This window comes from Burkholderia sp. IDO3, assembly GCF_003366075.1.
Lineage (GTDB): Bacteria > Pseudomonadota > Gammaproteobacteria > Burkholderiales > Burkholderiaceae > Burkholderia > Burkholderia anthina.
Map to the genome: position 1 here is coordinate 311,498 of NZ_CP028963.1, position 23,555 is coordinate 335,052.

At 66.0% G+C, this 23,555-nt stretch carries 25 protein-coding genes; 21 read left to right on the forward strand and 4 right to left on the reverse strand.

What is annotated here, in order from left to right:
- Positions 1 to 4 precede the first annotated feature (4 nt).
- The 9 genes from infA to dsbD all read left to right on the forward strand — a co-directional run bounded on the left by infA (position 5) and on the right by dsbD (position 5,985).
- Positions 5 to 223 (forward strand): translation initiation factor IF-1, encoded by a 219-nt coding sequence (infA, locus tag DCN14_RS15910; protein WP_004521905.1) that lies wholly within the window; start codon positions 5 to 7, stop codon positions 221 to 223.
- A gap of 20 nt (positions 224 to 243) precedes the next feature.
- A complete protein-coding gene (gene rpmJ / locus DCN14_RS15915) occupies positions 244 to 360 on the forward strand; it encodes a 50S ribosomal protein L36 (protein ID WP_004199844.1) in 117 nt (38 codons plus the stop codon).
- Positions 361 to 398: 38 nt separating this feature from the next.
- On the forward strand, positions 399 to 764 hold the full coding sequence (gene rpsM / locus DCN14_RS15920) for a 30S ribosomal protein S13 (protein ID WP_014898353.1): 366 nt from the start codon (positions 399 to 401) through the stop codon (positions 762 to 764).
- A gap of 28 nt (positions 765 to 792) precedes the next feature.
- On the forward strand, positions 793 to 1,194 hold the full coding sequence (gene rpsK, locus DCN14_RS15925) for a 30S ribosomal protein S11 (protein ID WP_004197937.1): 402 nt from the start codon (positions 793 to 795) through the stop codon (positions 1,192 to 1,194).
- Between the two features lie 156 nt (positions 1,195 to 1,350).
- Positions 1,351 to 1,974: a 30S ribosomal protein S4 gene (rpsD, locus tag DCN14_RS15930; RefSeq protein WP_012362893.1), complete on the forward strand. Its 624-nt coding sequence runs from the start codon at positions 1,351 to 1,353 to the stop codon at positions 1,972 to 1,974.
- Between the two features lie 124 nt (positions 1,975 to 2,098).
- Positions 2,099 to 3,076 carry a DNA-directed RNA polymerase subunit alpha gene (gene rpoA, locus DCN14_RS15935; RefSeq protein ID WP_006477176.1) on the forward strand — a complete coding sequence of 326 codons (978 nt, stop codon included), beginning with the start codon at positions 2,099 to 2,101 and terminating at the stop codon, positions 3,074 to 3,076.
- Between the two features lie 148 nt (positions 3,077 to 3,224).
- Entirely contained in the window at positions 3,225 to 3,620 is a 396-nt protein-coding gene (gene rplQ / locus DCN14_RS15940; RefSeq protein ID WP_006477175.1) for a 50S ribosomal protein L17, read from the forward strand.
- A 198-nt stretch (positions 3,621 to 3,818) separates the two neighbouring features.
- Positions 3,819 to 4,145: a divalent-cation tolerance protein CutA gene (gene cutA / locus DCN14_RS15945; protein ID WP_096504158.1), complete on the forward strand. Its 327-nt coding sequence runs from the start codon at positions 3,819 to 3,821 to the stop codon at positions 4,143 to 4,145.
- Entirely contained in the window at positions 4,138 to 5,985 is a 1,848-nt protein-coding gene (gene dsbD, locus DCN14_RS15950) for a protein-disulfide reductase DsbD (RefSeq protein WP_096504160.1), read from the forward strand. The genes cutA and dsbD overlap by 8 nt, the downstream gene beginning before the upstream one ends.
- Positions 5,986 to 6,103: 118 nt before the next feature.
- Here dsbD and hemB read toward each other — a convergent pair whose 3' ends face one another.
- The gene (gene hemB / locus DCN14_RS15955; protein WP_096504162.1) at positions 6,104 to 7,102 is read right to left on the reverse strand and encodes a porphobilinogen synthase; all 999 of its coding nucleotides are present in this window, start codon (positions 7,100 to 7,102) and stop codon (positions 6,104 to 6,106) included.
- Positions 7,103 to 7,355: 253 nt separating this feature from the next.
- Complete coding sequence (yihA, locus tag DCN14_RS15960; protein WP_096504164.1) at positions 7,356 to 8,015, reverse strand: ribosome biogenesis GTP-binding protein YihA/YsxC; 660 nt, start codon at positions 8,013 to 8,015, stop codon at positions 7,356 to 7,358.
- Positions 8,016 to 8,230: 215 nt separating this feature from the next.
- Between yihA and DCN14_RS15965 the strand changes: the two genes are divergently transcribed.
- The 5 genes from DCN14_RS15965 (at position 8,231) to msrQ (ending at position 14,374) form a co-directional block, all read left to right on the forward strand.
- Positions 8,231 to 8,884: a c-type cytochrome gene (locus DCN14_RS15965; RefSeq protein ID WP_096504166.1), complete on the forward strand. Its 654-nt coding sequence runs from the start codon at positions 8,231 to 8,233 to the stop codon at positions 8,882 to 8,884.
- 205 nt (positions 8,885 to 9,089) lie between these two features.
- On the forward strand, positions 9,090 to 11,306 hold the full coding sequence (locus tag DCN14_RS15975; protein WP_096504168.1) for a cytochrome c biogenesis protein ResB: 2,217 nt from the start codon (positions 9,090 to 9,092) through the stop codon (positions 11,304 to 11,306).
- Positions 11,307 to 11,310: 4 nt separating this feature from the next.
- The gene (ccsB, locus tag DCN14_RS15980; protein WP_096504170.1) at positions 11,311 to 12,501 is read left to right on the forward strand and encodes a c-type cytochrome biogenesis protein CcsB; all 1,191 of its coding nucleotides are present in this window, start codon (positions 11,311 to 11,313) and stop codon (positions 12,499 to 12,501) included.
- A gap of 158 nt (positions 12,502 to 12,659) precedes the next feature.
- Positions 12,660 to 13,655, forward strand: a complete 996-nt coding sequence (msrP, locus tag DCN14_RS15985) for a protein-methionine-sulfoxide reductase catalytic subunit MsrP (protein WP_096504172.1) — start codon at positions 12,660 to 12,662, stop codon at positions 13,653 to 13,655.
- A gap of 20 nt (positions 13,656 to 13,675) precedes the next feature.
- A complete protein-coding gene (gene msrQ, locus DCN14_RS15990; protein WP_096504174.1) occupies positions 13,676 to 14,374 on the forward strand; it encodes a protein-methionine-sulfoxide reductase heme-binding subunit MsrQ in 699 nt (232 codons plus the stop codon).
- 84 nt (positions 14,375 to 14,458) lie between these two features.
- Here the strand turns inward: msrQ and DCN14_RS15995 are convergent, their stop codons facing one another.
- Entirely contained in the window at positions 14,459 to 14,740 is a 282-nt protein-coding gene (locus DCN14_RS15995) for a lipoprotein (RefSeq protein WP_096504176.1), read from the reverse strand.
- 36 nt (positions 14,741 to 14,776) lie between these two features.
- Between DCN14_RS15995 and cyaY the strand changes: the two genes are divergently transcribed.
- On the forward strand, positions 14,777 to 15,103 hold the full coding sequence (cyaY, locus tag DCN14_RS16000) for an iron donor protein CyaY (RefSeq protein WP_096504178.1): 327 nt from the start codon (positions 14,777 to 14,779) through the stop codon (positions 15,101 to 15,103).
- Between the two features lie 97 nt (positions 15,104 to 15,200).
- Here the strand turns inward: cyaY and DCN14_RS16005 are convergent, their stop codons facing one another.
- The gene (locus tag DCN14_RS16005) at positions 15,201 to 17,594 is read right to left on the reverse strand and encodes a penicillin-binding protein 1A (RefSeq protein WP_162826217.1); all 2,394 of its coding nucleotides are present in this window, start codon (positions 17,592 to 17,594) and stop codon (positions 15,201 to 15,203) included.
- Between the two features lie 220 nt (positions 17,595 to 17,814).
- Here DCN14_RS16005 and DCN14_RS16010 point away from each other — a divergent pair, with 220 nt between their 5' ends.
- From DCN14_RS16010 to aroB, 6 genes are read left to right on the forward strand one after another with little or no spacing between them, the layout of a single operon-like run.
- Positions 17,815 to 18,738: a competence protein ComA gene (locus DCN14_RS16010; protein WP_096504182.1), complete on the forward strand. Its 924-nt coding sequence runs from the start codon at positions 17,815 to 17,817 to the stop codon at positions 18,736 to 18,738.
- Positions 18,735 to 19,370 carry a fimbrial protein gene (locus tag DCN14_RS16015; RefSeq protein ID WP_096504184.1) on the forward strand — a complete coding sequence of 212 codons (636 nt, stop codon included), beginning with the start codon at positions 18,735 to 18,737 and terminating at the stop codon, positions 19,368 to 19,370. Before DCN14_RS16010 ends, DCN14_RS16015 begins: the two co-directional genes overlap by 4 nt.
- Positions 19,367 to 20,239: a pilus assembly protein gene (locus DCN14_RS16020; protein ID WP_096504186.1), complete on the forward strand. Its 873-nt coding sequence runs from the start codon at positions 19,367 to 19,369 to the stop codon at positions 20,237 to 20,239. The genes DCN14_RS16015 and DCN14_RS16020 overlap by 4 nt, the downstream gene beginning before the upstream one ends.
- Positions 20,236 to 21,873 (forward strand): type IV pilus secretin PilQ, encoded by a 1,638-nt coding sequence (gene pilQ / locus DCN14_RS16025; protein ID WP_096504188.1) that lies wholly within the window; start codon positions 20,236 to 20,238, stop codon positions 21,871 to 21,873. The genes DCN14_RS16020 and pilQ overlap by 4 nt, the downstream gene beginning before the upstream one ends.
- 40 nt (positions 21,874 to 21,913) lie before the next feature.
- Positions 21,914 to 22,468: a shikimate kinase gene (locus DCN14_RS16030; protein WP_096504190.1), complete on the forward strand. Its 555-nt coding sequence runs from the start codon at positions 21,914 to 21,916 to the stop codon at positions 22,466 to 22,468.
- Positions 22,465 to 23,544 carry a 3-dehydroquinate synthase gene (gene aroB / locus DCN14_RS16035; RefSeq protein ID WP_096504192.1) on the forward strand — a complete coding sequence of 360 codons (1,080 nt, stop codon included), beginning with the start codon at positions 22,465 to 22,467 and terminating at the stop codon, positions 23,542 to 23,544. Before DCN14_RS16030 ends, aroB begins: the two co-directional genes overlap by 4 nt.
- The last annotated feature ends 11 nt before the right edge of the window (positions 23,545 to 23,555 follow it).

A 23,555-nucleotide genomic window follows, 5' to 3' on the forward strand; every position in this document is an offset into this window, starting at 1 on the left:
GACTATGGCCAAAGACGATGTAATCCAGATGCAGGGTGAGGTGATCGAAAACCTCCCGAATGCGACCTTCCGCGTGAAGCTGGAAAACGGCCATGTCGTGTTGGGGCATATCTCCGGGAAGATGCGGATGCACTACATCCGCATCCTGCCGGGCGACAAGGTGACGGTTGAATTGACGCCTTACGATCTGTCTCGTGCGCGGATCGTGTTCCGGGCGAAGTGATTTGAAAAAAGGGTATTATCATGAAAGTGATGGCATCGGTTAAGCGCATTTGCCGCAATTGCAAGATCATCAAGCGCAAAGGCGTCGTTCGCGTGATCTGCAGCTCGGATCCGCGCCACAAGCAGCGCCAAGGCTGACCGCGCGTTTGTTTGCGCTTTTTGTTTGAGGAAAAACAATGGCTCGTATCGCAGGGGTTAACATCCCGAATCACCAGCATACCGAGATCGGCCTGACGGCAATCTTCGGTATCGGCCGCACGCGCTCGCGCAGCATCTGCGTGGCGTCTGGCGTGGAATTCTCGAAGAAGGTCAAGGACCTGACCGACGCAGACCTCGAAAAGCTGCGTGAGGAAGTGGGCAAGTTCATCGTCGAAGGCGATCTGCGCCGTGAAGTGACGATGAACATCAAGCGCCTGATGGACCTCGGTTGCTACCGTGGCGTTCGTCATCGCAAGGGCCTGCCGATGCGCGGTCAGCGTACGCGTACGAACGCACGTACCCGCAAGGGTCCGCGTCGTGCAGCGCAAGCGCTGAAGAAGTAAGCGGAACTGACAGTTACAGGAAAACGTAATGGCTAAGGCTTCGAACACCGCGGCGCAACGCGTTCGCAAGAAGGTTAAGAAGAACGTCGCTGAAGGCGTGGTTCACGTTCACGCGTCGTTCAACAACACGATCATCACGATCACCGATCGCCAGGGCAATGCGCTGGCATGGGCGACGTCGGGCGGCCAGGGCTTCAAGGGCTCGCGCAAGTCGACGCCGTTCGCTGCTCAGGTTGCTGCTGAGTCGGCCGGTCGCGTCGCGATGGAATATGGCGTGAAGAATCTGGAAGTGCGGATCAAGGGCCCGGGCCCGGGTCGTGAGTCGGCGGTGCGTGCACTGCATGGCCTCGGCATCAAGATCACCGCGATTTCGGACGTCACCCCGATTCCGCACAACGGCTGCCGTCCGCCGAAGCGTCGTCGTATCTAAGAATGCTGCTGGCACGTTCGTGCTGGCACATTTGCCTGTCGCCGCGTAGCGTCGACGGGCGTTGCTTTTTTGATTGACTAAGCCCACCGTTCGCCCCAAAGGGCGCGAACTAGCGCGGATTTTGCTCCGCGTGACTGATTGATAAAGGAATGCAAAGTGGCACGTTATATCGGCCCCAAGGCCAAGCTGTCCCGCCGTGAAGGCACCGACCTGTTCCTGAAGAGCGCGCGCCGCTCGCTCGCCGACAAGTGCAAGCTCGACAGCAAGCCGGGCCAGCACGGCCGTACCTCGGGCGCACGTACGTCCGACTATGGTACGCAGCTGCGCGAAAAGCAGAAGGTCAAGCGTATTTACGGCGTCCTGGAACGTCAGTTCCGCCGTTACTTCGCTGAAGCCGACCGCCGCAAGGGCAACACGGGTGAAAACCTGCTGCAACTGCTCGAGTCGCGTCTCGACAACGTCGTGTATCGCATGGGCTTCGGCTCGACCCGCGCTGAAGCGCGTCAGCTCGTGAGCCACAAGTCGATCACCGTGAACGGCGTCGTCGCGAACGTGCCGTCGCAGCAAGTGAAGGCTGGTGACGTCGTCGCGATCCGCGAAAAGGCGAAGAAGCAGGCGCGTATCGTCGAAGCGCTGTCGCTGGCCGAGCAAGGCGGCATGCCGAGCTGGGTTGCAGTCGATGCGAAGAAGTTCGAAGGCACGTTCAAGCAAATGCCGGAACGCGCTGACATCGCAGGCGACATCAACGAAAGCCTGATCGTCGAATTGTATTCGCGTTAATCCGATTGACGGCCGAGGTACCCCGATTGCGTTGCGCAAGGAGGGGCCTCGGCTGTTTATTTTCTGGTTGTTACCGGTCAGCCTTATCGGTGTAACGAGCCGAGGGTATTGAAAAGGAAAGCCCATGCAAACCAGTTTGCTGAAACCCAAGATCATCGCCGTGGAATCGCTTGGCGAGAACCACGCGAGGGTGGTCATGGAACCGTTTGAACGCGGTTACGGCCACACCTTGGGCAACGCGCTTCGCCGCGTGCTGCTGTCGTCGATGGTTGGCTACGCGCCGACCGAAGTGACGATCGCAGGCGTGGTGCACGAGTACTCGACGCTTGATGGCGTGCAAGAGGACGTCGTCAACCTGCTGCTGAACCTGAAGGGTGTGGTATTCAAGCTGCACAACCGTGACGAAGTGACGGTGACCCTGCGCAAGGAAGGCGAAGGTGTCGTCACCGCCGGCGATATCGAGCTGGCTCACGATTGCGAAGTCATCAACCCGAATCACGTGATCGCACACCTGTCGAAGGGCGGCAAGCTCGACGTTCAGATCAAGATCGAAAAGGGTCGCGGCTATGTGCCCGGCAACGTCCGTCGCTACGGCGAAGACACGGCCAAGATCATCGGCCGCATCGTCCTCGACGCATCGTTCTCGCCGGTTCGCCGCGTGAGCTATGCCGTTGAAAGCGCGCGTGTCGAGCAGCGTACCGACCTCGACAAGCTCGTGATGAACATCGAGACGAGCGGCGTGATCACCCCGGAAGAGGCGATCCGTCAATCGGCGCGCATCCTGGTCGACCAGCTGTCCGTGTTCGCGGCGCTGGAAGGCACGGAAACGGCCGCCGAAGCACCGTCGCGCGCACCGCAGATCGATCCGATCCTGCTGCGTCCGGTGGACGATCTCGAGCTGACGGTTCGTTCGGCGAACTGCCTGAAGGCCGAGAACATCTACTACATCGGCGACCTGATCCAGCGCACGGAAAACGAGCTGCTGAAGACGCCGAACCTCGGTCGCAAGTCGCTGAACGAGATCAAGGAAGTGCTCGCTTCGCGCGGTCTCACGCTGGGCATGAAGCTCGAAAACTGGCCGCCGGCTGGTCTCGACAAGTAAGCCCGCTTGTAGCCTGGCTATCGCTGTAGTTGGCAAAGATGCGGATTTTCCTTTAAAATCCGCATCTTGCTTTTTTCGCTACCGGCCCGTGCACCCATCGAGGTGCGATAGAAGAGCTGGATCAAAACTTTGAATCAAGGAAACTGAAATGCGCCATCGTCATGGTCTGCGGAAACTGAACCGCACGAGCAGCCACCGTCTGGCTATGCTCCGTAACATGTCCAACTCGCTGATCGAGCACGAAGTCATCAAGACGACGCTGCCGAAGGCGAAGGAACTCCGTAAAGTCGTCGAGCCGCTGATCACGCTCGGCAAGAAGCCGTCGCTGGCAAACCGTCGTCTGGCATTCAACCGCCTGCGCGATCGTGACTCGGTGGCGAAGCTGTTCGACGTGCTCGGTCCGCGTTTCGCGAACCGTCCGGGCGGCTACCTGCGCGTGCTGAAGTTCGGCTTCCGCGTCGGCGACAACGCACCGATGGCACTGGTCGAGCTGCTCGATCGTCCGGAAGTCGACGAAACGGAAAACGTGCAAGAAGCTGAGTAAGCTTCCGGTACGCAGCAGTATCTGAAAGGGGCCGAGCGATTGCTTGGCCCTTTTTGTTTTTGACGCGCGCCTGCGATCGATTGTCGCAGGCCGGTGCCGGCAGCGTTGCGCGGGCTGCGCTACGATACGGGACTGCCGATGCGGGCCCTGGACGGAAGATCCGTCCCGCAGGCCGGTCAACTAGCCTGGAGGGCGCGTATGGTGGTGGTGTTGATGCTGACGACGGTGCCCGATGCGGCGACGGCTGCAGCGCTTGCCGACGGCGCACTCGGCGCGCGGCTGGCCGCGTGCGTGTCCGAGCTCGGCACGATCAAGTCACGCTATCACTGGCAGGGCAAGGTCGAAACGGCCGACGAGATCCAGTTGCTGTTCAAGACGAGCCCGGTGCGCTCGCTCGAACTGGAGCGGTTTATTCTCGCGCATCATCCATACGAGACGCCCGAAATCGTTTCGTGGCAGGCGACGGCTTCGGCCGGGTACGGCCAGTGGGTGACCAGCGAAACTCAACGTCTATTTCATGTTTAACGGTATGGCGCTTTCCGTGCGCGTGCGCGCGCTGCGGTTCCTTGCAGTCCTGTTGCCGCTCGTATTCGTGTTGGGCGGCCTGTCGGTCGCGCGCGCGGCCGACGATTTCCTCGATCCGTCGGTCGCGTTCAAGTTCAGTGCGAGCGAATCGCCGGGGCAGGTGGACGTCAGCTTCAAGGTCGCCAAAGGCTATTACCTGTACCGGGAGCGGTTCGCGTTCGCCGTGAAGAGCGGGCAGGCGACGCTCGGCGAGCCGCAATTCCCGGCCGGTCACGTGAAGTTCGACCAGACGTTCCAGAAGGAAGTCGAGACGTATCGCGACGAGGTCGTGATTCACGTGCCCGTCAAGCAGGCGACGGGGCCGTTCGAGCTCGCGGTGACGTCCCAGGGGTGCGCCGACGAGGGCATCTGCTACCCGCCCGCCGAGCACGTCGTGAAAGTCGATGGAGCCGCGCTGGGCGCGGCGGCGCCGGCCGACGGCGCAACGGCTTCGGGCAGCTGGTTCGACAAGGTGACGAGCGCCGATTTCGCGCAGTCGCTGCTCGAGGGGCACGGCTTCTTCACGATCGTCGCACTGTATTTCGTCGCGGGCGTCGTGCTGAGCCTGCTGCCGTGTTCGTACCCGATGATTCCGATCGTGTCCGCGATCATCATCGGGCAGGGCACGCGCGCGACGCACGCACGCGGTTTTGCGCTGTCGCTGACCTACGTGGTCGGCATGGCGCTCGTCTATACCGTGCTCGGCATTGCAGCGGCGCTGGTCGGCCAGAGCCTTGGCGCGTGGTTGCAGAACCCGTGGGTGCTCGGCACGTTCGGCCTCTTGCTCACCGCGTTTGCCGTGTCGCTGATTTCAGGCAAGGACATCGCGCTGCCCGCGCGTTGGCAGAATGGCGCGGCGGAGGCATCGAGCGCGCGCCGGGGTGGTCATTTTGCCGCGGTGGCTGCGATGGGCGCGTTGTCGGCGCTGGTTGTCGGCGCCTGCATGACGGCACCGCTGTTTGCGGTGCTCGCCTTCATCGCGCATACCGGCAACGCGCTGCTCGGCGGCGCCGCGCTTTTCGCGATGGGGCTGGGGCTCGGCGTGCCGCTGCTCATCGTCGGCATCGGCGCCGGGACGGTGCTGCCGCGCGCCGGTGCATGGATGGACGGCGTGAAGGTGTTCTTCGGCATCGTCCTGCTCGCAGCCGCGCTGTGGATCGTGTGGCCCGTGCTGGCAGGCGGCCTGAAGATGGTGCTCTCGGCATTGTGGCTGCTTGTCGCTGCCGCGGCGCTTGGCCTGTTCACGCCGAATCTGGGGGCGGCATCGATCTGGCGCCGTCTCGGCCGCGGGCTCGGCGCGGCGCTCGCGATCTGGGCGGCGACGCTGCTCGTCGGTCTTGCTGCCGGGTCGAACGATCCCGTGAAGCCGCTGGCCGTGCTGGCGTCGCGCACCGTCGCATCGGGCGACGCGTCGGCGGCCGGTGCGGCCTCCGGACAGGCTGGCCCGGCATTCGCATCGGTGCGCTCCAGCGCGGAGCTCGACGCGCTGCTGAAGACGTCGAACCGGCCCGTGATGCTCGATTTTTACGCCGATTGGTGCGTGAGCTGCAAGGAGATGGAGCATCTGACGTTCACCGATGCGCGTGTGCAGGCGCGACTCGGACAGCTGCACCTGGTGCGCGCCGACGTCACGGCGAACAATCCGGACGACCAGGCGCTGCTCAAGCGCTTCAACCTGTTCGGGCCGCCGGGGATCATCTTCTTCGATCGCAGCGGCAATGAAATCGGTCGCGTGGTCGGCTATCAGGCTGCCGAGACATTCCTGCGCAGCCTCGATCGGGCGGCGGTGCCGACGGCGTGACGCGCGCTCGCCGGCACGCACCGGCGGCCTGTGTTCCGTCGATTGATCGATACGAATAAAAAACGGCGGAACACCGAAGTGTTCCGCCGTTTTTCTTTGCGCTGGTACGACGTGCGGCTTAGCGCTGCGCTTTCAGCAGACGCGCGGCGTCGAGCGCGAAGTACGTGAGCACGCCATCGGCGCCCGCGCGCTTGAATGCGAGCAGCGATTCGAGCACGACCTTGTCGTGGTCGAGCCAGCCGTTCATCGCGGCGGCCTTCAGCATCGCGTATTCGCCGCTTACCTGGTACACGTACGTCGGGAAGCGGAACTCGTCCTTCACGCGACGCACGATGTCGAGATACGGCATGCCGGGCTTGACCATCACCATGTCGGCGCCTTCGTCGATGTCGAGGCGCACTTCGCGCAGCGCTTCGTCGCTGTTCGCCGGATCCATCTGGTAGGTCATCTTGTTGCCCTTGCCCAGATTGGATGCCGAGCCGACCGCATCGCGGAACGGACCGTAGAACGCCGACGCGAACTTGGCCGAATAGGCCATGATCCGCGTATGGATATGGCCGTCGCTTTCCAGCATTTCGCGCACCGCGCCGATCCGGCCGTCCATCATGTCCGACGGCGCGACGATGTCGACGCCGGCCTCGGCCTGCGCACGCGCCTGGTCGACCAGGATCTCGATCGTCTCGTCGTTGATCACGTAGCCGTTTTCGTCGAGCACGCCGTCCTGGCCGTGGCTCGTGTACGGGTCGAGCGCAACGTCGGTCAGCACGCCGAGCTCGGGGAAGCGCTTTTTCAGCTCGCGCACGGCGCGCGGGATCAGGCCTTCCGGATTGGCTGCCTCGCGGCCGTCAGGCGTCTTCAGCGACGCCTCGATGGCCGGGAACAACGACAGCACGGGCACGCCGAGTTCGACGCACTGCTCGGCGACGTGCATCAGCAGATCGACCGACACGCGCTCGACGCCGGGCATCGACGGCACGGGCTGCCGTTCGTTGGTGCCTTCGACGACGAACACCGGGTAGATCAGGTCGTCGGTGGTCAGGCGGTTTTCGCGCATCAGGCGCCGGGAGAAGTCGTCGCGGCGCATCCGGCGCGGACGATGAAGCGGATGGAAGCTCATGGCGATTTGGCAGAAATCAGGGCAAGAAGAACCTTACGGAACCCTTAGGTCATTTTTGAGACCGTTGGTATATGATAGCGATCGAGCGGCACGCGTCGCGCGCTGCTCCCCGCTTCTCCTCCCTGAGCGGGTGCCTGTCGTTATTCGATTAGGCTGTTTGACCCGCCGTTCAACGGCGGGTTTTTTTATGGGCCGACCGAATTCGCAGGCACCGTCAGGTGCGCACGGCCGAACCCGGCCGCGCGTTGTCCGATCATTGTGCTACAGGCTCGCTTTTTTCGTCGGCGACGGACGGCCGCACCCAGCTTTCGATCAGTTCGTGCGCCTCGTCGAGCCCGACGCGCTTCATCGCCGAGAACAGCTGGACGGTCAGCTTGCCCTTCACGCCCTGGTCGCGATACGCGTCGAGCCCCTTCTGCGTGGTTCGCAGCGCGTTGATGCTCTCCTGCCGCGTCAATTTGTCGCACTTCGTCAGCAGCGTGTGGATCGGCTTGCCGGTCGGCGTGAACCACTCGATCATCCGGCGATCGAGATCGGTCAGCGGACGGCGCGAATCCATCATCAGGATCAGGCCGCAGAGTTGCGAACGGGTCGCGAGATAAGACGACAGCAGCATTTCCCAGTGGGCCTTCGCGGCCCCCGGTACTTCCGCGTAGCCGTAGCCGGGCAGGTCGACGAGGTTTGCGACGGGTTCGTCGGCCGGGCCGACGGAGAAGTAGTTGATGTGCTGCGTACGGCCGGGCGTCTTCGACGCGAACGCGAGCCGCTTCTGGTTGCACAGCACGTTGATCGCCGTCGATTTGCCGGCATTCGAGCGGCCGGCGAATGCGATTTCCGGTTGCACCGTCGGCGGCAGATCGCGCAGATGGTTGACGGTCGTGTAGAAGCGGGCTTGATGGAGCAAAAAGGCCATGGGGAACCGGTGGGACGGGCGGCGCGAGCCGCTTGGTGGAGGCGGGGTAGCCCCGATAGGCGCGGGAGCTTTCAGCGCGATATTGTACAATACGCCGGTTTTGCCGAAGGGCTGCGGGCGCCTGCCTCGCGCTTTTATGCAGCTTCTGCGGTAGACTGGTCGACGTCGTTTTTTGCAGAACCTCTAATTCCCACAAGACGAAACAGGGTGTGCGAATGAATCGACTGTGCAAGTCTCTGATGGTGCTTCAGGTTGCAGCAGGGTTCGTAGGTTTCGTGGCGGAGGCAAAAGCGGCGGATGCGGCAAAGCCGGATCTGGACCGCGGCAAGGCGATTGCCGGGCAGGTCTGTGCGTCGTGTCACGGCGCCGACGGCAATAGCGCGTCGGGCAGTTTCCCGAAGCTCGCCGGCCAGCATCCCGAATATCTGGTCAAGCAGCTGAACGACTTCAAGACCCAGCCGGGCGCGAAGGGGCCGGCGCGGACCAACGCGGTGATGGTCGGGTTCGCGAGCGCATTGAGCGCGGCCGACATGCGCAACGTTGCCGCGTATTACGGGTCGCAGACGATGAAGGTCGGTGCCGCACGCGATGCGGCGACCGTGCCGATCGGCCAGAAGATTTACCGCGGCGGCATCGCGGAAAAGGGCGTGCCCGCCTGCGCGAGCTGCCACGGGCCGACGGGGCAGGGGATTCCGGTCCAGTACCCGCGTCTGTCGGGGCAATGGGCGGATTACACCGTTGCCCAGTTGACCGCGTTCCAGCAGGGTGCCGGCGCGCGCAACAACAACGAAGCGATGCACCAGATCACGTCGCGTCTGTCGGACACCGAGATCAAGGCCGTTGCGGATTACATCGCCGGCCTGCATTGAACGGACCGTCGCGAATGGAATGACCGGGTGCCCGTAGGGCGGCCGGAGTCAGAACAAGAAAAGGGTGGGGCGCCGCGGGCTTGCGGCTGCCTTGCCCTTTTTTGTTGTCGGCACTCGCCGGGCCGCCCCAAGAGTGCTGACCGCCCCCTCGGGGGCAGTGAACATAGTGAGCGTTGGGGGCTGTTTCCCCTTAGTCGGAGTTTGAATGAGCGTTACCACGTCGGGGTTGCAGTCGAAGTCGGGGCAGGGTGCGTCCAAGCGCGCGGTCGAGCTGGTGAGCTCGATGCGTTTCGCGATCGCGTTGCTGGTTGTGTTGTCGATTGCCAGCATCATCGGCACGGTCCTGACCCAGGACGACCCGTATCCGAACTACGTGAACCAGTTCGGACCATTCTGGGCGGACATCTTCCGCTCGCTGGGCCTGTACAACGTGTACAGCGCGTGGTGGTTCATGCTGATCCTGATCTTCCTCGTCACGTCGATCTCGCTGTGCGTGATCCGCAACGCGCCGAAGATGCTCGCCGACGCGAAGAGCTGGAAGGACAAGGTCCGTGAAGGCAGCCTGCGCGTGTTCCATCACAAGGCCGAATACACCACGTCCGGCACGCGTGCGACCGTGGCGGCCACGCTCGCCGCGTTCGTCACCAAGGCCGGCTACAAGCACGTCGTGCGCGAAACCGACGGCGCGACGCTGATCTCCGCGAAGCGCGGCGCGCTGACGAAATGGGGCTACATCTCCGCGCACCTGGCAATCATCGTGATCTGTATCGGTGGCCTGCTCGACAGCAACCTGCCGATCAAATTCCAGATGTGGATGTTCGGCAAGAGCCCCGTCAACACCAGCGCGACGATCAGCGATATCTCGGCCGACCATCGTCTGTCCACGTCGAACCCGACGTTCCGCGGTTACGCGTGGGTGCCCGAAGGGCAGTTCGTGTCGACCGCGATCCTGAACCAGCCGAACGGATCGCTGATCCAGGACCTGCCGTTCTCGATCCAGCTCAACAAGTTCATCGTCGACTACTACACGACCGGGATGCCGAAGCTCTTCGCGAGCGATATCGTCGTGATCGATCGCGAGACGGGCAAGAAGATCCCGGCGCGCGTGGAGGTCAACAAGCCGTTCACGTACAAGGGCGTGTCGATCTACCAGTCGAGCTTCCAGGACGGCGGCTCGCAGATGCAGATGACGGCCTACCCGATGACGGGCGACAACGCGAAGACGTTCGCGGTGAAGGGCACGATCGGTAGTTCGGCCCCGCTGCAGATGCCGGGCAACGACGGCGACACGATCGAGTTCTCCGACTTCCGCGCGATCAACGTCGAGAACATGGCCGACGCGAGCGGCAAGCCGGACGTGCGCGGCGTCGCGAAGACGGAGACGCTGAAGGAAGTGTTCGACGACCGGCTCGGCTCGGGCGCGAAGACGTCGAAACCGATGCAGCTCCACAACATCGGCCCGTCGGTGCAGTACAAGATTCGCGGCAAGGACGGCCAGGCGCGCGAGTTCAACAACTACATGCTGCCCGTCGACATGGGCGGCGCGCGCGTGTTCCTCGCCGGTGTGCGCGCGAGCCCGAACGATCCGTTCCGTTACATGCGCATTCCGGCCGACAGCGAGGATTCGATCGGCGAGTGGATGCGCCTGCGCGCCGCGCTCGAGGATCCGGCCGTGCGCGCCGAAGCCGCCGCGCGCTTCGCGCAGCGTTCGCTGCCGGGCACCGACGCATCGCTGCGCACCCGCCTGCAGGACAGCGCATCGAAGGTGCTGACCCTTTTTGCTGCAAGCGACGACAGCGTCGGCCGCGGCGCCGACGGCCAGCCGATCGGCGGCTTCCAGGCGGTCGCCACGTTCATCGACCGTTCGGTGCCGAAGGCCGAGCAGGAAAAGGCCGCGAGCCTGCTGTTGCGCATGCTCGAGGGCTCGATGTGGGAAGTCTGGCAGATCGCCCGCGAGCGTGCCGGCGAGCCGCCCGCGCAGCAGGGCAACGACACGGTGCGCTTCGTGCAGAACGCGATCAATGCGCTATCCGACAGCTTTTTGTATGGATCGCCGGTCTATTTGCAGCTTGACTCATTCAAGCAGGTGCAAGCTTCGGTATTTCAGTTGACGCGCGCACCGGGCAAGAATCTGGTGTATCTTGGCAGCCTGCTGTTGGTCGTCGGCATCTTCTCGATGTTCTACGTGCGCGAGCGGCGCCTCTGGTTCTGGCTCAAGGATGGCGGCTCCGGCGTCGATGTGGTGATGGCGATGTCGACGGCCCGCAAGACCTTCGATTTCGAGAAAGAATTCGTGCAGACGCGCGACGCGGCCGGTGTCGCCTTGCGCGCCGCACCCCGCGACGCCGCGCCCGCCGGTGCGGCCGCGACTGCCCGTCCGCCCGCCGGCGACGGTTCCGCTTCCGAGAATTCCACCCGGTAACATCATGGATCTCACTCAAGTCTCCGCTTCCCGTTCGGGGCCCGCCCAGGCCTCGATTTCGGCGCCGTTGTTCGACGACCGCCCGTTTCTCGCCCGCCTGTCGCTGGTCGACTGGCTGTTCGCTCTGGCACTCGTGGTGGGCGCGGGCTATGCGTTCGTGCACTACAACGAGCACATGAATTACTACGACAAGGCGGTGATGATCGGCACCGTGCCGGCGCTCGTCGTGCTCGGCTGGCGCTGGAAGCCCGCGCGGCTGCTGATGGCGTCGATCGCCGTGCTGTCGCTGCTGTCGATCCAGATCTACCAGGGCGACCTCACGCGCGCCGATTCGGCGTTCTTCCTCAAGTACTTCCTGTCGAGCCAGTCCGCGATCCTGTGGATGAGCGCGCTGTTCGTGCTCGCGACGATCTTCTACTGGATCGGCTTGCTCGCGCGCTCGGAGTCGGGTTCGGCGATCGGCCAGAAGCTCACGTGGGTCGCGGTGCTGATGGGCTTCACCGGGCTGATGGTGCGCTGGTACGAGTCCTACCTGATCGGCGCCGACGTCGGGCACATCCCGGTGTCGAACCTGTATGAAGTGTTCGTGCTGTTCAGCCTGATCACCGCGCTGCTGTATCTGTACTACGAAGGCCACTACGGCACGCGTGCGCTGGGTGCGTTCGTGCTGCTGGTCATCAGCGCCGCCGTCGGCTTCCTGATGTGGTACTCGGTCGCGCGCGACGCGCAGCAGATCCAGCCGCTCGTGCCGGCGCTGCAGAGCTGGTGGATGAAGATCCACGTGCCGGCGAACTTCATCGGCTACGGCAGCTTCGCGCTGTCGGCGATGGTGTCGGTCGCGTACCTGATGAAGGAGCGTGGCGTGCTCGCCGATCGTCTGCCGACGCTCGAGGTGCTCGACGACGTGATGTACAAGTCGATCGCAGTCGGTTTCGCGTTCTTCACGATCGCGACGATCCTCGGCGCGCTGTGGGCCGCCGAAGCATGGGGCGGCTACTGGAGCTGGGATCCGAAGGAAACCTGGGCGCTGATCGTGTGGCTCAATTACGCGGCATGGCTGCACATGCGCCTGATGAAGGGCCTGCGTGGCACGGTCGCCGCATGGTGGGCGCTCACGGGCCTGCTCGTGACGACGTTCGCGTTCCTCGGCGTCAACATGTTCCTGTCCGGGCTGCACAGCTACGGCAAGCTGTAAGATTTCCGACGCTGGTCCGACAAAAGACCGCCGGCGCACTGCGTGCCCGGCGGTTTTCTTTTGTAACGGGCGGGCGGCCCACGCGTCGAACGGCGCAGGATGGGTCGGGTCGAACGCTCATGAAGCATGCGTGCCGCGCATGCACGAGGAGCCGTACGATGTGGATCAAACACCCTTTGCGCACCCTGCTGACCGGCAGCGATATCGCGCAAAGCGACATTACGCCGCGCGCGATATTCGAGAACCGGCGGCGCGTCCTGCAGGCCGCCGGCGTGGCAGCCGCGGGCGGATTGCTCGGCGGCAGCGGTGCGGCGTTCGCCGCCTATGCGTCGCCCGATGCCCGGGCGACGAAGCTCGCGGCGAAAACCAACGCGAAGTTCGTCGCGGCGGACAAGGTGACACCGTTCAAGGACATCACGTCCTACAACAACTTCTATGAATTCGGCACCGACAAGGGCGACCCGGCGCAGAACGCGGGCACGCTCAGGCCGCGTCCGTGGCGCGTGAGCGTCGAGGGCGAGGTGCTGCACCCGAAGGTGTTCGATCTCGACGAACTGCTGAAGCTCGCGCCGCTCGAGGAGCGCGTGTACCGGCTGCGCTGTGTCGAGGGCTGGTCGATGGTGATTCCGTGGATCGGCGTGCCGCTGTCCGAGCTGATCAAGCGCGTGCAGCCGACCGGCAGCGCGAAATACGTACAGTTCGTCACGCTGGCCGACCCGTCGCAGATGCCGGGCCTGTCGACGCCGGTGCTCGACTGGCCGTACTCGGAAGGGCTGCGGATGGACGAGGCGATGAATCCGCTGACGCTGCTGACGATGGGCGTCTATGGCCAGGTGTTGCCGAACCAGAACGGTGCGCCGGTGCGGATCGTCGTGCCGTGGAAGTACGGCTTCAAGAGCGCGAAGTCGCTCGTGAAGATCCGCTTCGTCGACAAGCAGCCGAAGACGAGCTGGAACACGTATGCGTCGAACGAATACGGCTTTTATTCGAACGTGAATCCGAACGTCGATCACCCGCGCTGGAGCCAGGCGACCGAGCGGCGGATCGGCGAGGACGGCTTCTTCACGCCGAAGCGCAAGACGCTGATGTTCAATGGCTACGGCGACCTCGTCGCGTCGATGTATCAGGGCATGGACCTGAAGAAGAACTTCTGAGCGCAATGGCGAGAAACGACATGCCTCCTTCGACGCTGACGCCGGCGCGCGCAGCCGGTACGCGCGCGGCCGCCGCAGGCACTTCCCGGGCGGGCGCGGCGGGTCCGGCGCGCACGACCGGGCCGCGCTGGCTCGTGCCGGCCAAGGTGCTGGTATTCGCCGCCGGCCTCTATCCGCTCGCGCGTCTCGTGCTGTTCGGGCTGACCGACCGGCTCGGCGCGAACCCGATCGAATTCATCACGCGCTCGACGGGCCTGTGGACGCTGGTCATGCTGTGCATCACGCTCGCCGTCACACCGCTTCGCCGCGTGACGGGCGTTCCCGCGTTGCTGCGCTTTCGCCGGATGATCGGCCTGTTCGCGTTCTTCTACGCGGTACTGCATTTCACGACGTATCTGTGGTTCGACAAGTGGTTCGACGTCGTCGCGATCCTGAAGGACGTCGGCAAGCGCCCGTTCATCACGGTCGGCTTTGCCGCGTTCGTGCTGCTGATTCCGCTCGCGGCGACGTCGCCGCGAGCGATGGTGCGTCGGCTCGGCCGCCACTGGGCGACGCTGCATCGCGCGATCTATGCGATCGCGCTGTTCGGCGTGCTGCACTTCTGGTGGATGAGGGCCGGCAAGCACGATCTCGCGCAGCCGAAGCTCTACGCGACGATCGTCGCGGCACTGCTCGGCTGGCGGTTGCTCGCGTGGGGATGGCGGCGCATCCGCGTGTGACGATGCCGGCCTGAAAAAACGAAAGGCGATGACCGGGAAGTCATCGCCTTCGCGTCGCGAAGCCGCGTGAGCGGCGGCGCGGGATTATTGCGTGGCGGCCGGGCCGGATGCCGGCGCGGCGGCTTTCGATGCGCCGCTCGACAGCTCGGGCGACAGCGTGAGCGGCGTGCCCGAAGAATCGGGAATACTGTCGGACGACGCGTTTTCATCGGTCGGGGTGACATCCGACGGCGGCGTATCCTGCTGCTGGATGGGCTTTGCCGGCAACGGAGGCACGGTGGGCAGATAGAGCGCGCCGCTTTGACCGCAGCCGGCAAGAATCGCCAAAGCCGCTACAATCGCGCTCATCCGGAAAACGACTCGCATGATCGTCCCTGAACAATTGAACCGATAGAGTTTAGCATGTCCGATACTGATTACCTGACCCGTGCCGAGGCCGTGCTGGCGGCCGTCGAGCGTACCGTCGACGCCGCGAACGACGGCGACCACGACATCGATCTCGAGCGCAACGGCAGCGTCCTGACGCTGACGTTCGAGAACGGCTCGAAGATCATCATCAACCTGCAGCCGCCGATGAAGGAAGTGTGGATCGCCGCGAAGGCGGGCGGTTTCCATTACCGCTTCCTGGACGGCGAATGGCGCGATACGCGCACCAGCACCGAGTTCTTCTCGGCGCTCACCGAATACGCGACGCAGCAGGCCGGCCTGCCGATCACGTTCAGCGCGTAACGATCGACGGCCATCGGTGTCCGCAAGTCGGGCCCGAAACGTCGTACCAAAGAAAAAGCGCCCCTCGGGGCGCTTTTTTCATGCGCGGGCCGCTGCGTCAGTGGCCGCGGAACAGGTTCATGATGTCCTGCTTTTCCTGTTCGTCGACGTGCGGCACCGAATCGTCGGTGTTCTGCGCCGCCGGCGCTTGCGGCACGCCGACCGTCGATACGAAGCCGTGCCCCGGCGTGAACTCGGTGAAGTACAACTCGCCGCCGAGCGACTGGACGTCGTCCGGCATCGTCGGCTTGAACTCCGGCACGCCCTTGAGCGCGGCGCCCATGTAGTCGATCCAGACCGGCAGCGACAGGCCGCCGCCGGTTTCGCGATCGCCGAGGCTGCGCGGATTGTCGTAGCCGATCCACGCGATCGCGGCGAGCGTGTGCTGGTAGCCGGCGAACCACGCGTCGTGCGAGTCGTTCGTCGTGCCGGTCTTGCCCGCGAGGTCGCCGCGCTTCAGCACGTTGGTCCGCGCGCCCGTGCCGCGCTGCGCGACGCTCTGCAGCAGGCTGTTCATCACGTACGCGTTGCGCGCGTCGATCGCGCGCGGCGCGTTTTCCTCGGCGACGAGCGGCTGCGCGCGCACGACGATCGCGCCGTTCGGATCGGTGACTTCGGCGATCAGGTACGGATTGACGCGATAGCCGCCGTTCGCGAACACCGAGTACGCGCCGGCCATCTGCAGCGGCGTGACCTGGCCCGCGCCGAGCGCCATCGGCAGGTAGGCCGGATGGCGATCGGCATCGAAGCCGAAGCGCGTGATGTACTGCTGCGCGTACTTCGTGCCGATGTGGTTCAGGATCCGGATCGACACGAGGTTGCGCGAGCGCTGCAGCGCGGTGCGCATCGACATCGGGCCCTCGAAGCCGCCGCCGTAGTTCTTCGGTTCCCACGGCTGGCCGCCGGTTTCCGCGGCGCTGAAGTACAGCGGGCCGTCGTTGATGATCGTTGCCGGCCCGAGACCCTTGTCGAGCGACGCCGAGTAGATGAACGGCTTGAACGACGAACCCGGCTGCCGCCACGCCTGCGTGACGTGGTTGAACTTGTTCTTGTTGTAGTCGAAGCCGCCGACGAGCGAGCGGATCGCGCCGTCCTGCGGCACGATCGAGATGAATGCGCCTTCGACCTGCGGCAACTGCGTGATCGACCACTTGCCGGCATCGTTCTTCACGACACGGACGATCGCGCCCGGGCGGATGCGGCGGTTCGGCTGCGCATTGGCCGACAGCGCGCTCGATGCGAAGCGCAGGTTGTCGCCTTCGACCGTCGCGCTGCTGCCGTCGATGAAGGCGACCGTGATCTGGCGCGGGGTTGCCGCGGTCACGACCGCCGCGATCAGTTCGCCGTTGTCGGGGTGTTCGAGCAGCGCATCGTCGATCGCCTGCTCGCGGTCGTCCGCGTCGGCCGGCAGCTGGATGAAGCCTTCCGGCCCGCGATAGCCGTGGCGGCGCTCGTAATCCATGATGCCCTTGCGCAGCGCGGTGTACGCCACCTGCTGGTCGGCCGAATCGATCGTCGTGACGACGTTGAAGCCGCGCGTGTAGGTTTCCTCGCGGTACTGCGCGTACATCATCTGCCGGACCATTTCCGCGACGTACTCCGCGTGCACGCTGAATTCGCGGCCCGCGCCCTTGACGACCAGCGGCTGCGCGACGGCTTCGTCGTACTGCTCGCGCGTGATGAAGTTCAGCTCGAGCATGCGCTGCAGGATGTACTCCTGGCGCACCTTCGCACGCTTCGGATTGACGACCGGGTTATACGCGGACGGCGCCTTCGGCAGCCCGGCGAGCATTGCGGCTTCCGCGAGCGTGATGTCCTTCAGGTCCTTGCCGAAGTAGACCCGCGCGGCGCTCGCGAAGCCGTACGCGCGCTGGCCGAGATAGATCTGATTCATGTAGACCTCGAGAATCTGATCCTTCGTCAGCGCACGCTCGATCCGGTACGCGAGCAGCATCTCGTAGATCTTGCGCGTGTAGGTCTTTTCGCTCGACAGGAAGAAGTTGCGCGCGACCTGCATCGTGATCGTGCTCGCGCCCTGCGACGCGTGGCCGTTCGTCAGCGCGACGACACCGGCGCGGACGATCCCGGTGAGGTCGACGCCGCCGTGATCGTAGAAGCGCGCGTCCTCGATCGCGAGGATCGCCTTCTTGAGCGAGTCGGGCACGTCCTTGAAATGGACGATGTCGCGGCGTTCTTCGCCGAATTCGCCGATCAGCACGTGATCGGACGTATAGATGCGCAGCGGAACCTTCGGACGATAGTCGGTCAGCGCGTCGAGCGACGGCATGTTCGGCCATGCGACGACGAGCGCATAGCCGAGCACGAGGCCGCCGGCCACGACGAGCGCCACGCACATTGCGACGAGGCCGAGCAGAGCCTTCTGCCACCAGGGCCGTTTCTTCGGCTCCGGGGCGGGAGGCGGGGACGTAGGAGACGTGGATTGCATAGGCATACCGGAAAACAGTCCCGCGATTATAGCTGCCCGGTATGACCGGCCCTGACGCGGGGGGCTCCCGACGGAAAGCCGCGGGTCGCCGTGCGGACAGTATGGCGTCTGCGCGGCCGCTCCGAGCCGGGGCTGGCCATCCGGCCGACTGTCCGGGCAGCGCGCCGCTTTGCAGAATCAGGCCTCGGAAACGCGGCATGGGCCGCAACGATCGCGGGAGGCTGGGATGGCGGGACGATGGGTGGCGCGTTACGCGCCGGGCAGACACCGTTCGACGGGAATCGACGTCGGGGCGGACGAGGTGAGGGTGGCCGTGCTGAGCCGGCTCGGCCGGGTCGCGAATGTGCGTGTCGAAGGGCTCGAACGGGAGCCGGTGGGGTTGGCGGGTGGGCCGGACGATGCGCGCTGGGCCGCGGTGTCGCGCGCGTTGGCCGCGGCCGTGGCGCGACTGTCGGCGGCCGGTGTGCGCTGCGATACGCGCGGCGTGATGGCGCTGCGCGACGACGAGATGCGGACCGTGACGCTCGACCTGGCCGGGCGCGACGACGTCGCGGACGCCGCGCGGCAGGCGGCCGAACGCATCTCGGGGCTGGCACCGGACAGCTTCGCATTCGACTGGCGGCAGGACGGCGGCGCGCACGCCGGCGAGATCGCGGTCGCCGTCGCTCCGCAGGCGTTGCTGGAGCGGCGCATCGATGTGGCCGCGCAGGCCGGCGTCGACCTGACGGCCGTCGACGCAGAGTCGGCCGCGGCATTGCGCGGGTTGCGCTATGCCGCGCAGTTCGAGCTCGATGCGCACGGCCCTTATGCGGCGTTCTGGTTCTGCGACACGGGTGTGCATGGCTGGCGGGTCGACGGCGAGCTCGCCGCGCCGGTGCTCGCGGTGTCCGGCGAAGGGCGCAGGGCGTTCTTCGATGCATTGCGCCAATGCGCGCTCGAGCCGGTGCGCGGCGTGCTCGTGGCCGGCGACGAGCGGTGTATCGCCCGTTTTCAGACGTCCGTGGCGGACATCGGCGATGCGCTCGGCGCGGCCGCCGTGCCGTTCGATTGCACCGGCTGGGGCGGGCTGCCGGCCGAACCCGCCGGCGCGTCGGGCGGTCCGGCGTTTGCCGTTGCGGTGGGGCTGGCGCTGCGCGGGGTGTGGGAATGATCGCCGATCCGGTATTCGGGCGGCCCGTGGCCGGCCCTGCCGCGCTCGGCGGCTTCAATCTGCTGCCGTACCGTGAGCGGCTGGCGCAGGCGCTGCGCCGTCGCCGGGCCGCGCAGTGCGGGGCGGCGATCGTGCTCGGCATACTCGGGGCCGTGCTGTGGACGGGGGCGGCAGCAGCGTGGCGATCGCGCGTCGATGCCGAGCGCGCGAGCGTGGACGCGCGCGCGCGGCAATGGCAGCCGCAGGTGGATGCCGCAAAGCGCGCCGCCGGGGCGGCCGCCGAACTCGCGCAACGCGATGCGCAGGCGGCCGTGCTAGCGGCGCCTTACCGGCGTGTTGCCGGGCTGCTCGCGACGCTCGCGCAGGTTCGCGACGATACCGTCCGGCTCGACGCGGTGCGCACGACCTCGTCCGGCGCCGTGCTCGATGCGCGCGCCGTAAGTTACCGGGCGGCCGCGCGATGGCTCGCCCGGATCGCAACCGACGAGCGCAACGGGCGAATCGACATCGGCGAACTGACCTCGGCTTCGGCCGTGCCGGCCGCGGCTGCCGGCATGCCGTTCCGGTTCTCCGTGCAGGTGCGCTGGCAGGACGGCGAGCCTCGGCGGAAAGCAGCGGGAGGCGGCGCATGACGGCGATCGCGCATCGGTGCAGGCCGGGAGGCGCCGGCTGGTTCGGGCATACGCGGCGCGTGCGGCCGGGCACGGCGCACGCCGTGGGCTGCGTGCTTGCTTGCGCGGCTGTGATGGCGGGCGGCATTCGTCTTGCCGATACCGCCGACTGGAGCGGGCTCGCGCACAGTCGCGCGTTGCTGGCAGCCGCGCAGACGCGCGCCGCCGATGCGCAGCGCGTGCTCGCGGCCGCGGCGCAGCCGGGCGATGCCCGTCCGGCGGCCGGGCGGAACGCTCGCGTCACGCGCACGCCTGCGTGGCCCGTACTGATGCTGGAACTTGCCGATCTCGCCGGCGCGAGCGGGTTGCGGGTCGTGTCGATCGAGCCGCGGCGCACGGACGGCGCGGCGCCGGATGGGCGGCGCGCGGTGCGCATCGTCGCGGACGGCGGTTTCCCGGCGCTGCTGCGCATGGTCGGCGGGCTGGCGAGCTTCTCTGCGCTGGCAGTGCCGTCGGTGCTGCAGATCGAGCGAAAACCGCCGGGCCTGAGGATCGACATGTCCGTCGACGTGTTTCCGGCGCTGGCCGGGGGCGGTGCCGGGGACGAGGCGGCGCACGTTCTTGCCGCCGGTGGGCCGGGCGACGATCCGTTCGGCGGTGCCGGCCAGTCCACGGCGGTTGACGATCAAGAGCCGCGCCTGGCCGGCACGATTCGCGACATGCGGGCCGGTCTCGCGCTGTTCGACGCCGGCGACGGCGCGTTCGTGGCCGTCGCGCCGGGTGAAGCGCTCGGGGCGTCCCGTGTGATGCGTGTCGATGCCGGTGCCGTGACGCTTGCGACGGCCGATGGCGCGCGCCGGTTCGTCGTCGGCGACGGAGGCCGCCCATGACGAAATACCGATGGTGGTCGATCGTATTCTGGATCGGGGCGAGCGCGACGGCGGCGCGTGCGGCGTTGCCGCCTCTGCCGCCGCCCGGGTGGCCGCTTGCATCGATGCATGCGCAGGCCGAGGGCGCGCCGCTGCCGGCAGGCGGTGTGCCCGGCGGCGAGGCCGACGCCGCTTCCGTGCAGGCTGACCGGCCGCCGTTCAGCGACGCGGTGCGCGCGGCGGCTCAGGCAGAACCCGTCGTGCCGGCACCGCTGCTGGAGGGGCCGCCGATTCCATTGCCGCCGCCTGTGCGCATGAGCGATGCCGCGGCACGGCATCCCGGCGATGCCGACGATGCGCGCCGGATCTCGCTGAACCTGCAGGGTGCCGGGCTCGCGGCCGCATTCGATGCGCTCGCGCGGTTCACCGGACTGAACATCATCGTCGGCGAGCAGGTGCGCGGTAGCGTGACGTTACGTCTGAACAATGTCCGCTGGCGCGATGCATTCGATACGTTGCTCGACACGCACGGCCTCGCGATGTCCCGGCGCGGCAACGTGATCTGGGTCACGCCGGCGGCCGAGCTGGCCGCGCGGGAGCGCGAGCGCTTCGAAATGCACGCGCGGGCGGCCGAACTGGAGCCGCTCGCGAGCCGGACCTTCGCATTGCACTATCCGCGTGCGCAGGACGTACAGCGGCTGCTCGCCGGTGCGACCGGCCAGCGCCTGCTGTCGAAACGCGGCGCGGCGGCGGCCGATCCGCGCACGAACCTGCTGTTCGTCACCGATCTCGCGCCGCGCATCGCGCAGATCGCGGGCCTGATCGACGCGATCGACCGGCCGTCGCGGCAGGTCCGGATCGAGGCGCGTATCGTCGAGGGCGAGCAGGGCTTCTCGCGCAACCTCGGCGCACGCGTCGCATTGCGCGCGCAGGGGCGGTCGCCCGCGGCCGACGGTGCAGCGTTCGCGGCGGATGCGCGCAATGCATTCGATCTTGCCGCGCGGCCGCTGGGCGGCTTCGAGGCGGCGACGGCCGGTTTCACGCTGTTCGCCGCGCCGCTCAGCCGTGTACTCGACGTCGAGTTGAGCGCGCTCGAGGCGCAAGGGCGGGGCCAGATCGTCTCCAGGCCGCGCGTGGTCACGGCCGACCGCGTGAAGGCGATCGTCGAGCAGGGCTCGGAGCTGCCGTATCAGGCCAAGGTGGGCAACGGCGTGAGCGGCGTGCAGTTCCGCCGCGCGACGCTGAAGCTCGAGGTCGAGCCGCAGATCACGCCGGACGGGCGCGTCGTGCTCGATCTGGACGTGACGAAGGACAGCATCGGCGAGCCGACGGCGGCCGGGCCGGCCATTCATACCAAGCACGTGCAGACGCGCGTCGAGGTCGAGGACGGCGGGACGGTCGCGATCGGCGGGATTTACGAGCAGTTGAACCGGGACGATGTGACGAGCGTGCCGCTCTTGGGCAAAATACCGGTACTGGGCGCGCTTTTCCGGCATCGCGCACGGCGCGACCAGCGCAACGAACTGGTCGTCTTCATCACGCCGACGGTCGTGGGCGCGCGTTGCGAGACGGCCGGCGCAGGTGGCGCGGATGCGGAAAAATCGGGGCCGGAAGGCGGCGGAGCAGGCTCGACAAGGCAGCCGCTTTGCCAGTAAGCTGCGCCACACACCAGCAAGATTCAAGCAGAGGAAGCCGTTGCAAGCGCGGGACCCACATGCAAACGTATTTTTCGTCGGCCTTATGGGAGCGGGTAAGACCACCGTGGGCCGTGCGGTCGCGCGCCGGCTCGACAGGACGTTCTTCGACTCCGACCACGAAATCGAAGCCCGCACGGGTGCGCGCATTCCGGTGATCTTCGAGATGGAGGGCGAGGCCGGGTTTCGCGACCGCGAATCGCAGGTGATCGCCGATCTCACGCAGCGCGAGAACATCGTGCTTGCGACGGGCGGCGGCGCGGTGCTGCGGCCCGAAAATCGCGATTGCCTGAAAAGCAGCGGCATCGTCATCTATCTGCGCGCCAATCCGCACGATCTCTGGCTGCGCACGCGCAAGGACAAGAACCGCCCGCTGTTGCAGACCGAAGATCCGAAGGCGCGTCTCGAGGCACTCTACGAAGTGCGCGACCAGCTGTACCGCGAATGCGCGGACTTCGTCATCGAGACCGGCCGTCCGTCGGTCAACGGTCTCGTCAACATGGTGCTGATGCAACTCGAACTGGCAGGCGTCATCGCCAAGCCGCTACAAGCATGATTACCGTCAACGTCGATCTGGGCGAGCGCGCCTACCCGATTCACATTGGTGCCGGCCTGATCGGCCGCACCGAGCTGTTCGCCCCTCACATCACCGGTTCGTCGGTCACGATCGTCACGAACACGACTGTCGATCCGCTGTACGGCGACGCGCTGCGCGCGGCGCTCGCGCCGCTCGGCAAGCGTGTGTCGACGGTCGTGCTGCCGGACGGCGAGGCATACAAGAACTGGGAAACGCTGAACCTGATCTTCGACGGCCTGCTGACCGATCGCGCGGATCGCAAGACGACGCTCGTCGCGCTCGGCGGCGGCGTGATCGGCGACATGACGGGCTTTGCCGCCGCATGCTACATGCGCGGCGTGCCGTTCATCCAGGTGCCGACGACGCTGCTGTCGCAAGTCGATTCGTCGGTCGGCGGCAAGACGGGCATCAACCACCCGCTCGGCAAGAACATGATCGGCGCGTTCTACCAGCCGCAGGCCGTGATCGCCGATATCGGCGCGTTGACGACGCTGCCCGATCGCGAACTGGCGGCGGGCGTCGCCGAAGTCATCAAGACGGGCGCGATCGCCGATGCCGAATTCTTCGACTGGATCGAGGCGAACGTCGACGCGCTGAACCGACGCGAGCCGGCCGCGCTCGCGCATGCAGTGAAGCGCTCGTGCGAAATCAAGGCGAGCGTGGTCGCGGCCGACGAACGCGAAGGCGGCTTGCGCGCGATCCTGAACTTCGGCCATACGTTCGGCCATGCGATCGAGGCCGGGCTCGGCTACGGCGAATGGCTGCACGGCGAAGCGGTCGGCTGCGGGATGGTGATGGCAGGCGACCTGTCGGTGCGGCTCGGCCTCTTCGACGAAGCGTCGCGGCAGCGGCTCGATGCGGTGATTGCCGCCGCGCACCTGCCGACTCGCGGGCCGGCGCTCGGCGACGCGCGCTACATGGATCTCATGCGCGTCGACAAGAAAGCCGAAGCCGGCGCGATCAAGTTCATCCTGCTGAAGCGATTCGGCGATACGCTGATCACGCAGGCGCCCGACGAAGCCGTGTTCGCCACACTGGCGCAGACGACCCGGTAACGGCGGCCCGG

Bases quoted from the DNA above. Each gene is read 5' to 3' on its own strand.
- infA (WP_004521905.1), top strand. From the start codon at position 5: ATGGCCAAAGACGATGTAATCCAGATGCAGGGTGAGGTGATCGAAAAC.
- rpmJ (WP_004199844.1), top strand. From the start codon at position 244: ATGAAAGTGATGGCATCGGTTAAGCGCATTTGCCGCAATTGCAAGATC.
- rpsM (WP_014898353.1), top strand. From the start codon at position 399: ATGGCTCGTATCGCAGGGGTTAACATCCCGAATCACCAGCATACCGAG.
- rpsK (WP_004197937.1), top strand. From the start codon at position 793: ATGGCTAAGGCTTCGAACACCGCGGCGCAACGCGTTCGCAAGAAGGTT.
- rpoA (WP_006477176.1), top strand. From the start codon at position 2,099: ATGCAAACCAGTTTGCTGAAACCCAAGATCATCGCCGTGGAATCGCTT.
- rplQ (WP_006477175.1), top strand. From the start codon at position 3,225: ATGCGCCATCGTCATGGTCTGCGGAAACTGAACCGCACGAGCAGCCAC.
- cutA (WP_096504158.1), top strand. From the start codon at position 3,819: ATGGTGGTGGTGTTGATGCTGACGACGGTGCCCGATGCGGCGACGGCT.
- dsbD (WP_096504160.1), top strand. From the start codon at position 4,138: ATGTTTAACGGTATGGCGCTTTCCGTGCGCGTGCGCGCGCTGCGGTTC.
- hemB (WP_096504162.1), bottom strand. From the start codon at position 7,102: ATGAGCTTCCATCCGCTTCATCGTCCGCGCCGGATGCGCCGCGACGAC.
- yihA (WP_096504164.1), bottom strand. From the start codon at position 8,015: ATGGCCTTTTTGCTCCATCAAGCCCGCTTCTACACGACCGTCAACCAT.
- DCN14_RS15965 (WP_096504166.1), top strand. From the start codon at position 8,231: ATGAATCGACTGTGCAAGTCTCTGATGGTGCTTCAGGTTGCAGCAGGG.
- DCN14_RS15975 (WP_096504168.1), top strand. From the start codon at position 9,090: ATGAGCGTTACCACGTCGGGGTTGCAGTCGAAGTCGGGGCAGGGTGCG.
- ccsB (WP_096504170.1), top strand. From the start codon at position 11,311: ATGGATCTCACTCAAGTCTCCGCTTCCCGTTCGGGGCCCGCCCAGGCC.
- msrP (WP_096504172.1), top strand. From the start codon at position 12,660: ATGTGGATCAAACACCCTTTGCGCACCCTGCTGACCGGCAGCGATATC.
- msrQ (WP_096504174.1), top strand. From the start codon at position 13,676: ATGCCTCCTTCGACGCTGACGCCGGCGCGCGCAGCCGGTACGCGCGCG.
- DCN14_RS15995 (WP_096504176.1), bottom strand. From the start codon at position 14,740: ATGCGAGTCGTTTTCCGGATGAGCGCGATTGTAGCGGCTTTGGCGATT.
- cyaY (WP_096504178.1), top strand. From the start codon at position 14,777: ATGTCCGATACTGATTACCTGACCCGTGCCGAGGCCGTGCTGGCGGCC.
- DCN14_RS16005 (WP_162826217.1), bottom strand. From the start codon at position 17,594: ATGCCTATGCAATCCACGTCTCCTACGTCCCCGCCTCCCGCCCCGGAG.
- DCN14_RS16010 (WP_096504182.1), top strand. From the start codon at position 17,815: ATGGCGGGACGATGGGTGGCGCGTTACGCGCCGGGCAGACACCGTTCG.
- DCN14_RS16015 (WP_096504184.1), top strand. From the start codon at position 18,735: ATGATCGCCGATCCGGTATTCGGGCGGCCCGTGGCCGGCCCTGCCGCG.
- DCN14_RS16020 (WP_096504186.1), top strand. From the start codon at position 19,367: ATGACGGCGATCGCGCATCGGTGCAGGCCGGGAGGCGCCGGCTGGTTC.
- pilQ (WP_096504188.1), top strand. From the start codon at position 20,236: ATGACGAAATACCGATGGTGGTCGATCGTATTCTGGATCGGGGCGAGC.
- aroB (WP_096504192.1), top strand. From the start codon at position 22,465: ATGATTACCGTCAACGTCGATCTGGGCGAGCGCGCCTACCCGATTCAC.